Annotated in this window: 15 protein-coding genes; 6 read left to right on the top strand and 9 right to left on the bottom strand. The window is 51.1% G+C overall.

The annotated features are described in order from the left end of the window. From EJE49_RS04500 to EJE49_RS04525, 6 genes are all read right to left on the bottom strand, one after another. A complete protein-coding gene (locus EJE49_RS04500) occupies positions 1–966 on the bottom strand; it encodes a cation diffusion facilitator family transporter (RefSeq protein WP_124949180.1) in 966 nt (321 codons plus the stop codon). Between the two features lie 24 nt (positions 967–990). Then, positions 991–1,224: a thioredoxin family protein gene (locus tag EJE49_RS04505; protein ID WP_124949181.1), complete on the bottom strand. Its 234-nt coding sequence runs from the start codon at positions 1,222–1,224 to the stop codon at positions 991–993. Positions 1,225–1,297: 73 nt separating this feature from the next. Beyond that, positions 1,298–1,612 (bottom strand): hypothetical protein, encoded by a 315-nt coding sequence (locus EJE49_RS04510; protein ID WP_124949182.1) that lies wholly within the window; start codon positions 1,610–1,612, stop codon positions 1,298–1,300. A gap of 15 nt (positions 1,613–1,627) precedes the next feature. After that, entirely contained in the window at positions 1,628–1,843 is a 216-nt protein-coding gene (locus tag EJE49_RS04515) for a YgaP-like transmembrane domain (RefSeq protein WP_124949183.1), read from the bottom strand. A gap of 27 nt (positions 1,844–1,870) precedes the next feature. Next, entirely contained in the window at positions 1,871–2,929 is a 1,059-nt protein-coding gene (locus EJE49_RS04520; RefSeq protein WP_223246750.1) for a permease, read from the bottom strand. 40 nt (positions 2,930–2,969) lie between these two features. After that, on the bottom strand, positions 2,970–3,293 hold the full coding sequence (locus tag EJE49_RS04525) for an ArsR/SmtB family transcription factor (protein WP_124949184.1): 324 nt from the start codon (positions 3,291–3,293) through the stop codon (positions 2,970–2,972). A gap of 104 nt (positions 3,294–3,397) precedes the next feature. On the opposite strand from EJE49_RS04525, the gene arsC reads away from it, so the two are divergent. The 3 genes from arsC (at position 3,398) to EJE49_RS14185 (ending at position 7,101) form a co-directional block, all read left to right on the top strand. Then, positions 3,398–3,814, top strand: a complete 417-nt coding sequence (gene arsC, locus EJE49_RS04530) for an arsenate reductase (glutaredoxin) (protein WP_124949185.1) — start codon at positions 3,398–3,400, stop codon at positions 3,812–3,814. A 316-nt stretch (positions 3,815–4,130) separates the two neighbouring features. Beyond that, positions 4,131–5,120: a TMAO reductase system periplasmic protein TorT gene (gene torT, locus EJE49_RS04535; protein ID WP_223246751.1), complete on the top strand. Its 990-nt coding sequence runs from the start codon at positions 4,131–4,133 to the stop codon at positions 5,118–5,120. Between the two features lie 115 nt (positions 5,121–5,235). Further along, positions 5,236–7,101, top strand: a complete 1,866-nt coding sequence (locus EJE49_RS14185; protein WP_124949187.1) for a diguanylate cyclase domain-containing protein — start codon at positions 5,236–5,238, stop codon at positions 7,099–7,101. Between the two features lie 100 nt (positions 7,102–7,201). Here EJE49_RS14185 and EJE49_RS04545 read toward each other — a convergent pair whose 3' ends face one another. After that, on the bottom strand, positions 7,202–7,501 hold the full coding sequence (locus EJE49_RS04545) for an EAL domain-containing protein (protein ID WP_124949188.1): 300 nt from the start codon (positions 7,499–7,501) through the stop codon (positions 7,202–7,204). 103 nt (positions 7,502–7,604) lie between these two features. On the opposite strand from EJE49_RS04545, the gene modA reads away from it, so the two are divergent. From modA to modC, 3 genes are read left to right on the top strand one after another with little or no spacing between them, the layout of a single operon-like run. Continuing rightward, positions 7,605–8,366: a molybdate ABC transporter substrate-binding protein gene (modA, locus tag EJE49_RS04550; protein ID WP_124949189.1), complete on the top strand. Its 762-nt coding sequence runs from the start codon at positions 7,605–7,607 to the stop codon at positions 8,364–8,366. Positions 8,367–8,387: 21 nt separating this feature from the next. Next, positions 8,388–9,062: a molybdate ABC transporter permease subunit gene (gene modB, locus EJE49_RS04555; RefSeq protein WP_124949190.1), complete on the top strand. Its 675-nt coding sequence runs from the start codon at positions 8,388–8,390 to the stop codon at positions 9,060–9,062. Continuing rightward, positions 9,059–10,153, top strand: a complete 1,095-nt coding sequence (modC, locus tag EJE49_RS04560) for a molybdenum ABC transporter ATP-binding protein (protein WP_223246752.1) — start codon at positions 9,059–9,061, stop codon at positions 10,151–10,153. Before modB ends, modC begins: the two co-directional genes overlap by 4 nt. Before the next feature lie 85 nt (positions 10,154–10,238). Here modC and EJE49_RS04565 read toward each other — a convergent pair whose 3' ends face one another. After that, positions 10,239–11,129, bottom strand: coding sequence for a c-type cytochrome (locus tag EJE49_RS04565; RefSeq protein ID WP_124949191.1), 891 nt, complete (start codon positions 11,127–11,129; stop codon positions 10,239–10,241). Then, on the bottom strand, positions 11,126–11,767 hold the full coding sequence (locus tag EJE49_RS04570) for a c-type cytochrome (RefSeq protein ID WP_124949192.1): 642 nt from the start codon (positions 11,765–11,767) through the stop codon (positions 11,126–11,128). Before EJE49_RS04570 ends, EJE49_RS04565 begins: the two co-directional genes overlap by 4 nt. Positions 11,768–11,956 lie beyond the last annotated feature (189 nt).

Below are 11,956 nucleotides of genomic sequence, written 5' to 3' on the forward strand. Positions count from 1 at the left end.
TTAAACCACCTCAGCCGGTGCAAGCCGGCACATAATCTCATGGTCACCCAGTTCAATCTGGAACGTGGCGTGACTAATCTGAAAGTGGTGCTCAAGTTCTTCTGCAATCTCGTCCAGAAACGCATCGCCTGGATGGCCGTCTGGCGTAACGAGGTGGACGGTGAGGGCGTTCTCAGTGGTACTCATGCCCCAGATGTGCAGGTCATGTACTTCACTCACTTGCGGTAGGCTACGCAGGTATGTCTCAATGCGGGCGGGATCTATGGCATCTGGCACAGCATGCAGTGCCAGCTTGAGGGATTGTTTGAACAGACCCCAGGTGCCGATAAATATCACTGCAGCAATGAGCAGGCTGATAGCCGGATCCAGCCACAGCCAGCCAGTAAACATCATGCCCAGGCCAGCCAGTGCAACGCCGACCGATACGGCGGCATCGGCTACCATGTGCAAAAATGCACCGCGCAGATTAAGGTCGTCTTTATGGCCTTTCATCAGCATGAGTGCTGTTGCCACATTGACGACTACCCCGACTAATGCGACCCAGACCATGATGGGTTCGTTCACTGCCATCGGTTCGGTAAAACGGCGGATGGCTTCCCAGGAGATACCGCCGACTGCAATAAGCAGCAGCATGGCGTTCGCGAGTGCCGCAAGGATGGTGGTGCTGCGCAGCCCATAGGTAAATCGCGGTGAAGGCAGGCGGCGTGCCAGGACCATGGCCCCCCAGGCGGCAATCAGGCCGATCACATCGCTGAAGTTATGCCCTGCATCCGCCAGCAAAGATAAGGAATCGGCGTAAATGCCAAAGCCGATTTCGATGATGACAAAGGTCAGGTTAAGCGCGATGCCTACTGCAAATGCGCGGCTGGTGGTATCGACATTGCTGTGATCGTGGTGATGAGCGTGTCCATGATGATGTTCATGATCATTGGAGTGGTGTTCATGGTGGTCGTGCTTTGCGCTCATCAGGTTGTTTTCCAGTTACTAATATCAGGTTAGCCAGCTATCAATTTTTTTGCGATCCGGTACGCCGCCGGCGTGAACCACTATGCCATCGATTACTACGCCCGGGGTGGACATTACGCCGTAGCCCAGAATGTCGGCGATGGATTCGACTTTTTCCAATTGTATCTCAACACCCTTTGCCTGGGCGGCTTCATCGATGAGTTTGAGGGTGGTTTTGCAGTTTGTGCAGCCCGTGCCAAGTACTTTGATGTTTTTCATGACGGTTCCTTTGGGTAATTGATGGCAGTGGGCGAGATAGTATGTCCGAACACTGCCAGCCTTTATGCCTATTCTAGCAGCAGGATTTGCCGCCTGGAGTAGGAGTGCAGCATGCTTCGGCTACCGGGATATTCAGCGGTTTTGCATGCGTTGAGGCGCTCTCCATTTTGGCGGTAAGCGCTTCATCAAAACGTGCATCGAGTTTTTGTCCGGCTTCATCGCGGATATGGCGGGCGATTTCTACTACCAGGTCGATTTGTTCCTTGGTAACGCCGAACTGCTCGAGTTTGTCGAGTTGGCAGAGACCTTGTCTGGGATGATTGGCAGCAATATTAGCAGCTAACGATACCAGGGACACGATAGAGGGGTGCAGGATTGCTTGAGCCATTTTGCGTTCCTTTCCTTATTTACTGCAGCAGGCGGCTTTTTTGCCATTGCCCATGATGATGCCAGCAGGACAAAACCCGGTAAAAGTGGCTTGAAATGCCATGATGCTGGCAAACGCGGCTATCCATAAGAAGCTGGGGTGTAGCAAGTCGAACTGACCAGAGAAGTGCGTTGCAGCCAGTGAAATCATTACCATTACAGACATCATGCGCATCATGCGATTGCCTTTCATTGTGAATCTCCTATTTGATAAAGTTAGTTAAAGCACTGCGTTAAACACATAGCCGACAAGCAAAATGCCTGTTGACACCACGCCTACAAAAGTTGCGATCAATGCTGGTTTGAGCACTTTGCGCAGGATGATCATCTCCGGAAATGACAGGGCGGTGACGCTCATCATGAATGCCAGCACTGTGCCCAAAGCGGCACCCTTGCCGAGCAAAGCCTGTACTACCGGGATAATGCCGGCAGCATTGGAGTACATCGGCACGCCGATCAGTACTGCCGCAGGCACAGACCACCAGGCATCTTTGCCCATGATACTCGCCATGAAGTTTTGTGGCACATAACCATGGATACCGGCGCCGACTGCCACGCCAAGCACGATATATGGCCAGACTTTACCGACGATGTCTTTGACATGATGCATGCCTGCCTGGAATCGTTCCGGCCAGGTTTGCGGGTGATCCAGATTGGCGATAACGGCACCGCCTCTGGCCTGTATGGCTTGCACCCAGTCTTCCAGATGGTTTTCCATATTGAGCTTGCCGATGATCAATCCGGCGGTGATGGCGACGGTAAGGCCTAAGCCCATATACAGCAATGCAATCTTCCAGCCAAATAAGCCGAACAACAAGCCTAGCGCGACTTCGTTGACCATCGGTGCCGAGATCAGGAATGAGAATGTTACGCCGAGTGGTACGCCAGCCTGCAAAAAACCGATAAACAGCGGTACGGCCGAGCAGGAACAAAACGGTGTGACAATACCCAGGCTGGCGGCCATGATGTTGCCTATACCCAGGCGTTTGCCAGCGAGTAATTGGCGTGTGCGTTCAGGTGCGACGAACGTTTGAATGACACCCATCACAAACACAATGAGGGTCAGCAGCAGCAAAACTTTGGGTGTTTCAAACAGAAAAAAGTTGAGCGCCTGCCCCAGATGCGATTCAGTCGCTATACCCGTGAAGGACATGGCGTAATCGGCAGCGCCTTGCAACTGGCTGTATGTCCAAATCCAGATTGCCAGGCCGAGCACAACACCTGCCAACCATTTAGCGGTTGAACTGCTATTGTCAGTGTGTTGATCTAAAGTATCCACGCCAGTGCTCCTGAAATATATGTTTTGCCGAATAAAATGCTCATTTTGCAGCGCAGCACGTGCTGTTGATTGGGCTGGCTGAAGCGTCCAGCGTCAGTCCTACTGACATCTGCGCCAAAATTATTTGCGCCCAGCACGGTAGATCCGGGTTGATGCTGTAGTGTATCCAGGTTCCTCTACGTTGCGAGCTAACCAGTCCAGCCTCGCGTAATACCGCCAGGTGCCGTGATACCTTGGGTTGCGATATATCCAGCGTGCCATACAGGTGGCAAACGCATGATTCGCCACTGTGCAATAGCTGAGCCAGGATCTGACGGCGTGTTGCATCGGCAAGTGTTGCAAATAGAGTGTCTATATCAAGCATGCGTTCAATATATATGTATTGGTGAATATATGTCAAGGCGCATATTGAATTATGTGTGAACTATGTTTAGTATTCAGGTCTTTGATATATCACTTGGAAAAATCATGTCAGACATCACCATCTACCACAATCCAGCCTGTGGTACCTCGCGTAACGTGCTTGCCATCATCCGTAATACTGGCGAAGAGCCCAATGTCATTGCTTATCTGGAAACACCGCCCAGCCGGGATAAACTTGAGGTGCTCATCAAGGCTATGGGGATGCCAGTGCGCGATCTGTTGCGGCGCAAAGGGACACCCTACGATGAGCTGAATCTGGACGACACCAAATGGAATGATGATGAATTGATCGATTTTATGCTGGCACACCCTATCCTGATTAACCGGCCCATCGTAGTTACGCCGCTTGGAACCCGGTTGTGCCGGCCTTCTGAAGTAGTGCTGGAGTTATTGACCTTGCCGCAACTGGGGCCAATTTCCAAGGAAGACGGCGAGGTAATCGTTGCTAAAACAGGTGACTGACTTCCAGGCGCCGAACTTGTTGTAGTGCGAGCGAACGTACTGGATGCAAGGTGCATGAATGGTTGCGTTGCTCATGCACAAAATTCGCGTATTATGGGGACAGTGGTATGAAATAAAGCATGTTTCGGTGATTTCATCTTGAATCGGGGATAGCATGCAAAATATGGTTTCGATTAGCGTTTGTTGCCGACAAATTTTGTCATGTCTTGTTTTGGTTTGCACTGCTGTTGGATCTGCTTCCGCTGGTTCGTTCGAACCCATCCCCGTCTATTCAATTTACCCTCCGGTTAAACCGAATGGATCAGCGGATGATGCCTTGGCCAGTGGCCGCGTAGTTAACGACAGCTACGTCATGGCAGCGCATGCCAGTAAGCCCTGGCGCATCGCATTCCTGTTTCCGCATATGAAGGATCCGTATTGGGTTGGTTGTAGTTATGGGGTCATTAGTGAAGCCAAGCGGTTAGGCGTCGCAGTGGATATTCTCCCCGCAGACGGTTACACCGATCTGGTTGGGCAATTGCGCAAGATGGATGAGGCGATTGCTGCAAAATATGATGCCATTGTTATTTCCCCGATCAGTCACACCGCCAACAACGCTTCCATTGCCAAAGCGCGCTCATTGGGTATACCTGTGTTTGAGCTGGCGAATGACAGTACCAGCGATGATTTGGCGGTCAAAGTGACCACCTCGTTGATACACATGGGTATTGATGCTACGCAATGGGTTATTCGCGATGCACAACGGCGCGGCTTGAAGTCTATCAATATTGCATTGTTACCTGGCCCTGCAGGTGCTGGTTGGGTTGTTGGTGAGGTAGAGGGTACCCGTGAAGCGGCGCGTAAAGCGGCAATCAATGTGAATATTGTTGATATTACATATGGCGATAGTGACCTGATCGGACAGACACAATTAGCGGCGCAGTTACTTGCCAAACACGGTAATCATCTTGATTACATTCTGGGTTGTAGCGGTTGCGCACCTGCTGCAATCTTGCCAATAAAAGAGGCAGGGCTGGAAGGGAAGGTCAGGGTGGTTGCCTATGATCTGACCGGAGATATTGCCAATTTTATCCAAAAGGGTGAAATCGTTGCCGCTGCGGATACGAAAGCTGTCAGCCAGGCACGGGTAAGCGTTGATACAGTAGTGAATTTTCTGGAAGGAAGAACCAAGGCAACGCCGAATACCATACTGATTAAATTGGGTCTGGTTGACAAGCGCAACTATGCAACTTATAAGTTCGACACGTCTATAGCCCCCAAGGACTATGTGCCTGTCCTGTCATATTCCCCGGAAACGCTTAAGTAATGCTTGCGCAGTGCTGACTCATCGGGTAGTGTGAATCTTCGTGATGATCGCGTAGTAATGCCGGTGCCTGCTGAATCAGTGCAGCGCTCACCATCCCAGTAAAGGCAGCGCAAACATGAAAATGATGCGGCTCAGAGACAAGATTCTGCTCGGTGCGGTTGCTATCAGTATCGTGGTGGCGCTTGCTTCCATGCTCGCCGTTTCCTGGGTCATCAGTCAGCAGTATCAGGATCAATCCCATGCGCTGTTAAGTAAATCCTCAGTCGTTATCAACGATAGTCTGGATGATCGCAAAACTAATGTGCTGACTGCATCACGCCAGTTGGCCATGCAAAAAAACCTCGGATCAACTATTTGGTACCTGACCCAATATTCGCGTTTGGAATTTGATCACGAAACCATGTTTAATAGTTACCAGCAACTGGTAAACGATACTTACAAAATCGCCAGGGTAGCTATGCTTTCCAGAATAACTATCTATGATTCTGCAGGTAGGCTGGTGTCATTTGCTCAGTTGGGCGGTGGCAGCGGGCGTGTCGGCTTTGTGGATAATGGGTCTGTTCCTTCTTTTTGGGTCGCTCTGCTAAAAGAAAATGAGGAGTTAAGTCGCCCAAAACTGCATACAACCAATGCCATCACCGGGGTCGACTTAACGTTCGGGCAATCGCTGCCGCGACAGGAAGGCGTGCACTATGCTGTTGTGGATGGTTTGCTGGCTATTGAAAGTTATGTTCCCATTATCGGTAACGCGTTTGATCCGCTCACCGGAAAGCAGGTCGCACGACAGCTTGGTCTGGTTGTTGGTGTGCAGTTGCTTGATCAAACCTTTGTTGACTATCTGTCCAAACTGACCGATATAAAGATCAATGTCTTTACCAGGCAAGGCCTTAGCAGTGGGGATGTGGCAGCTTATCAAAAGCCTGACTGGAGTGGCGTGCAGCAAGTTGTTACGGATACGCCTGTCGGCAGGATGGGGCTTAATGAGATAAAAATTGAAGGTCAACATTATTATCAGGGTCTAATTCCTCTGTATAACGGTAAGCGATTAGTAGGCACTATCGCCGAATTGTATTCGAAGGAAATTGTCCGAAAAAATACGTGGGAGATGGTACGGATATTGGGGTTGATAGCCGTAGCCAGCCTGCTATTCATTTTTCCGTTCGCCTGGTATTTCGCGTCATCCATCTCTTACCCACTCACGGCACTAAGTCGGGTTTTTCTCGGTATTGCCAGTGGTAAGCAACCAGATACGTTGCATGAGCTGCTTAGTCGACTGGAAAAAAACAAGAGTCGGCGTGATGAGCTGGGTGATCTCACCCAGAGCTTTATTGCCATGGATGATGCGGTTAACCAGAAAATTCAGCAGATCAATGAGATTAACGCTACGCTCGAACATAAAATCGAGCAGCGTACGCAGGAATTGCGCTTCGCTAACGAGGCATTAACCAAGCTCGCTACGCATGATACATTGACGGAGTTGCCGAACCGCAATCTGCTTCGTGATCGCTTGCAACGTTCGCTTGCTGCCGCCAGACGCGACAATGTGCGCATGGCCCTGATTTTTATTGACCTGGATGAATTCAAGAGCATTAATGATACCCGTGGTCATGCTGTGGGCGATTTGTTGCTGATGGAAGCTGCAAAACGCATGCAGGACTGCATACGTGAATCAGATACCGTTTCGCGTATTGGTGGCGATGAATTTATTGTATTGCTGCCGAATATTGAGGCAGAGCAGGATGTAATGCGGGTGGCGGAAAAAATCCGTTCTGTGCTTAATCAGCCATTTGAGTTGATGGGTGGCAGCTTACACATCTCATCCAGTATCGGAATTGCTATTTGTCCTGAACACGGCAGTGATGAGAGTAGCCTGCTTAAGCATGCTGACACTGCCATGTACTATGCCAAAAAAAGCGGCGGTAATACCGTGACGCTATTTTCGACGGCATTATCAAAAACTGCGGTTGAGATAAATAGATAGCGGTTTGTTTGTATTTTGCAAGTGCCAGCCAGGCTGGGATGCCTGTGTGGCTGGTTTTGATGGGTTACTGACGTCCCGTTAGAAAGCGGGCGGCGTATTGCTACATATCGAAACAGTGCTGTGGTGTGGTATGTAGCTGCCCTAGCGGCGCATCTTTAATCAATAGTTCGGTAATGTCCTGACTGGATATAGGTTTACTGAACAAATAACCCTGAGCTTCATTGCAATTGAGCGTTTGCAGTAAACGATATTGATTGGTTTCCTCAACACCCTCTGCAATCAGATTAAGATTCAATCCTTGCGCCAGAGCACATATCGCCGTGACGATAGATTCGTTGTCTGAGTCTCCTGAAAATGCAGGCATGGCTGTTGATTGTGCGCAGTCGGTTTTCGTTTGCATTATGATAGCTACGTTGAGGCAGACGCACAGGGTAATATGCCACCTGCATTAGGTTGTTATAATAAACTAATTTACTTCGGCTGGGTTTTACAAGGGGCTATTCATGAAGCGTATATCTGTGAGATTTTGTGCCTGCATATTTTTGAGCGCTGGTATGGTCACCGGGGAAGCAAGTGCAGCAGAGGTGCAAGTTGCTGTTGCCTCTAATTTCACTGCGCCGATGAAAATCATTGCCACTGACTTCGAAAAGACTAGCGGCCATAAGGTGGCGCTCTCCTTCGGAGCAACTGGTAAGTTTTATGCGCAGATCAGGAATGGTGCGCCGTTTGATATGCTGCTCGCTGCGGATGATGAAACACCAGCCCGCATGGAGCAGGAGAAATTGGGCGTTACGGGTAGCCGCTTCACTTACGCGATTGGTAAGCTGGTGCTATGGTCGGCCAAGCCTGGTGTGGTGGATGACAAGGGGGCGGTGCTGAAAACAAACAGTTTCGAGCATATTGCGCTGGCCAATCCCAAGTTGGCACCCTATGGTGCAGCGGCTGTTGAGGTGATGACCAAGCTAGGGCTGGTGAGTATGTTAACGCCCAAATTCGTACAGGGTGAGAATATCGCACAGACCTATCAATTCGTAAGTACGGGTAATGCTGAACTGGGATTTGTCGCGTTGTCGCAGGTGTATGAGGATGGCAAGCTCAAGAGTGGCTCGGGCTGGATTATCCCGTCCACAATGCATAGCCCGATTCGTCAGGATGCTCTGCTGCTGATCAACGGCAAAGACAATCCTGCCGCGGCGGCTTTGCTGAAATATCTGAAAAGCGATAAAGCCAAGGCAGTCATCAAGGCGTATGGTTATGATTTGTAATTTCGGAAAATTACGCAATTGATGCTTGATGCAACTGATCTTGGTGCTATCTGGCTAACCCTCAGATTGGCGACGGTGACGACGGTGCTGCTGTTGCTGGTCGGTACGCCTATCGCCTGGTGGCTGGCGCGGACGCGATCGTGGACTAAGGGGCCAGTGGGTGCCTTAGTGGCGCTGCCCATTGTGCTGCCGCCCTCGGTAATTGGTTTTTATCTGTTGCTGGCAATGGGGCCGAATGGTCCTATCGGCCATTTTACCCAGTCATTGGGGCTAGGGATGCTGCCGTTTACGTTTGCCGGCCTGGTGCTGGCGTCCACCTTCTATTCTTTACCCTTTGTGGTGCAGCCGATACAGAATGCCTTTGAAGCGATCGGCGAGCGTCCGCTCGAAGTGGCGGCGACATTGCGTGCTTCGCCGCGGGATACGTTTTTCAGTGTGGTGCTGCCCTTGGCCAAACCGGGTTTTCTGACCGCGACCATACTTGGCTTTGCCCATACTGTTGGTGAATTCGGCGTGGTGCTCATGATAGGTGGCAATATCCCGGATAAAACGCGGGTGGTCTCGGTGCAGATCTATGATCATGTGGAGGCGCTGGAATATACCGAGGCGCATACGTTGGCAGCGATCATGGTGCTGTTTTCATTTGCGGTATTGCTGCTGTTGTATCGATTTAATGCGTCAGGCAGGCCGAAATGATGACGAATCCAGAATCCGGTATACGCGCGCGCTTCCACTTTGAGCGCTCTGGCTTTGCGCTGGATGTCGATCTGGATTTACCGGGCAAAGGGGTGACTGCGTTATTCGGCCATTCCGGTTCCGGTAAAACCACAGTGTTAAGGGCAATAGCTGGGCTGGAACGCGTGGCGGGGGGTTATCTGGCGGTGAATGGCAGTGTCTGGCAGGACGACGCGCGGGGCATTTTCATGCCGACATATCAGCGCCCGATAGGGTATGTGTTTCAGGAAGCCAGTCTGTTTGCGCATTTGAATATACGCCAGAATCTGGAGTTTGGGCAGCAACGGGTGCCGCAACAGCAGAGATGCGTGTCGTTGGATCAGGCTATTGCGCTGCTAGGCATAGGGCATTTGCTGTCGCGCATGCCTGACGCCTTATCTGGCGGCGAACGTCAGCGGGTGGGTATTGCGCGGGCGCTGGCAGTGAGCCCGCAATTATTGTTGATGGATGAGCCTTTAGCCGCGCTCGACTTAAAACTCAAGGGTGAGATATTGCCTTATCTGGAACGATTGCATGATGAGCTGGATATCCCGTTGCTCTATGTGAGTCATGCGCCGGATGAAGTGGCGCGTCTGGCTGATCATCTGGTGTTGCTGGATCATGGGCAGGTACTCGCCAGCGGGGCGCTTTCAGAAACGCTGGCGCGGCTTGATCTGCCGTTAAGTCAGCATGATGACGCCGGCGTGGTGCTGGCGGGTTCGGTGAGCGGATTCGACAGGCAATGGCATTTATGCCAGGTGGGGTTTGTGGGCGGCAATTTGTGGGTACGCGATAACGGCGCAACGCTTAATCAGTCATTGCGTGTGCGTATTCTGGCGCGTGATGTCAGTCTGACCTTGACGCCGCATACCGATGGCAGCATTCTCAATATATTGCCCGCTGTGGTCACCGAGCTTGGTGATGACCAGCATCCGGCATTAACGCTGGTGCGCCTCGATGCTGGTGGTGCGCCATTACTGGCACGGCTCACCCGGCGTTCAGCCGCAGCGCTTGATCTGCATCCGGGCCGGGCAGTATGGGCGCAGATCAAATCGGTAGCATTGTTAGGATAAAGTTTTTTCAGTGCTTAAATGAAACGCCCCGTGCAATTTGATCGGAATGCCGATTGCACGGGGCGATTTGCTGCGTTGGTGCTATTTAGTGAGGTGCGCCGAGTACCTTGCCATCAACGGTTTCGCCATATTTGCAATTCTCGTCGTGATAATCCTTTTTAGTCTGCGCTATGTCACCCTTGAACCGTGGATCTTGTGGGCGTTCATGGGACATGACATAAGTAGCGACGTCCCAGGCCTGCTGGTCAGTAAGCGAATAGCCCTTGGAGAGCGGCATATTGGCTTTGATGAAGGAAGCAGCCGTATTGATGCGGTGCATGCCTGCCCCCCAGTTGAAAGCCTCAGATCCCCACAATGGCGGGAATACCGATTTGCCGTCAACTTTCTTGCCTTCGCCATTAGCGCCATGGCATATCTGGCAGCTTTCCGTATACACGGTTTTACCACGAATCGCATCAGGGGTGGTAGCCGGTTTTGCTACTTCCGGGTAGCCTGCGCCCTTTAATTTCGCGCCAACCGGTGCACCGGTTGCCAGCCAGTACGAATAAGTTACCAATGCCACCATCTCCGGGCTATCCGCCGCAGGTGCTTTACCGTTCATGCTGAATTTGAAGCAGCCTTGTATGCGCTCTTCGTAGGTGTTTACCTTGTTGTTCTTGGCGCGGTAAGCCGGATAGCGCACATAGGCACCCCATAATGGCGAGGAATCCGGTTTGCGGCCAGCTGCAAGGTGGCAGTTCACGCAGTTCATGCCGTTGCCGACATATTGCTTGGCGTAATGCTGGGTATCTTCAAAAATGTTTTTCCCTTGACGAACGATCTTTCCAAACTCATCGTTGGGAATACTGTCTTCGCTGGGTGGCGTAAATACAGGTGCGGTAGCCGGAACGGGTGCCGCTGTTTTGCTGGCGGCAGCCGTCATGCCCGAGATGGCGAACATAGCCAAAGCGATGGAGATTGCGATGGTGTTTTTCATTTTTGAGTTCCATTGGTTAAAGGTTGATTAGCAAGAAAGGCGGAAACAGCCTTGATCTGATCTGCCGATAATTTGCTGGCCACAGATTTCATCAAACCCACTGGATCATTGGCACGGGTACCTGATTTCCATGCCATAAGCTGATTGGTAATGTAGGTCGCAGACTGGCCTGTGATCGCCGGAAAGCTAGGGTCTATACCTTGGCCGTTTGCACCGTGGCATTGAAAACAGGCTGGAATTTCATGGTTCCAGTCGCCGCTGGTGGCGATGGCTTCACCTTTGCGTAACAATGCCGGATCGCCGCCTGCCGGTGTAATGGCGGGGATAGCTAGCGCGGCATAATAGGCTGCGATAACCTGTATTTCGCTATCCGAAAGCGCCTTGGCGATCGGTTGCATCAGTGGATTGTTACGCTTGCCGGATTGAAAATCATGTAACTGGTGCTTGATGTAGGCTTCGTTGAGACCAGCCAGACGAGGGAAACCGGCTGCAGGGGTGCCGCCGCCATCTGCACCATGACATGCTATGCAAGCGGTTGCGCCCTGTTTATTGCCTTGGGTGGTGATGGTCTGGGCAACATCATCGGCTTGCGCCAGGAGGGGTATGCAGGTGAGTGTGGCTAATAAGAAATGCTTCAAAATATACTCCTTGAAAACTGGGGTAGTGGTGAATAGGTTAGTTGTGTGGCTGTTGCATATTAGAATTAAATAATTATATTATTTAATTCTAATATTTATAGCGTATCGAAAATGCATAGTAATGCCATGGTTGGCAGGCATTTATGCAACAAAACAGGGATGAAGCAATTATAGCAATTCGAGTTGCCA

Origin of the sequence: Sulfuriferula thiophila, from assembly GCF_003864975.1 — a bacterium.
GTDB lineage: Bacteria > Pseudomonadota > Gammaproteobacteria > Burkholderiales > Sulfuriferulaceae > Sulfuriferula > Sulfuriferula thiophila.

Bases quoted from the DNA above. Each gene is read 5' to 3' on its own strand.
- modB (WP_124949190.1), top strand. From the start codon at position 8,388: ATGCTTGATGCAACTGATCTTGGTGCTATCTGGCTAACCCTCAGATTG.
- modA (WP_124949189.1), top strand. From the start codon at position 7,605: ATGAAGCGTATATCTGTGAGATTTTGTGCCTGCATATTTTTGAGCGCT.
- EJE49_RS04515 (WP_124949183.1), bottom strand. From the start codon at position 1,843: ATGAAAGGCAATCGCATGATGCGCATGATGTCTGTAATGGTAATGATT.
- EJE49_RS04505 (WP_124949181.1), bottom strand. From the start codon at position 1,224: ATGAAAAACATCAAAGTACTTGGCACGGGCTGCACAAACTGCAAAACC.
- arsC (WP_124949185.1), top strand. From the start codon at position 3,398: ATGTCAGACATCACCATCTACCACAATCCAGCCTGTGGTACCTCGCGT.
- EJE49_RS04565 (WP_124949191.1), bottom strand. From the start codon at position 11,129: ATGAAAAACACCATCGCAATCTCCATCGCTTTGGCTATGTTCGCCATC.
- EJE49_RS04500 (WP_124949180.1), bottom strand. From the start codon at position 966: ATGAGCGCAAAGCACGACCACCATGAACACCACTCCAATGATCATGAA.
- EJE49_RS04525 (WP_124949184.1), bottom strand. From the start codon at position 3,293: ATGCTTGATATAGACACTCTATTTGCAACACTTGCCGATGCAACACGC.
- EJE49_RS04510 (WP_124949182.1), bottom strand. From the start codon at position 1,612: ATGGCTCAAGCAATCCTGCACCCCTCTATCGTGTCCCTGGTATCGTTA.
- EJE49_RS14185 (WP_124949187.1), top strand. From the start codon at position 5,236: ATGAAAATGATGCGGCTCAGAGACAAGATTCTGCTCGGTGCGGTTGCT.
- modC (WP_223246752.1), top strand. From the start codon at position 9,059: ATGATGACGAATCCAGAATCCGGTATACGCGCGCGCTTCCACTTTGAG.
- EJE49_RS04545 (WP_124949188.1), bottom strand. From the start codon at position 7,501: ATGCAAACGAAAACCGACTGCGCACAATCAACAGCCATGCCTGCATTT.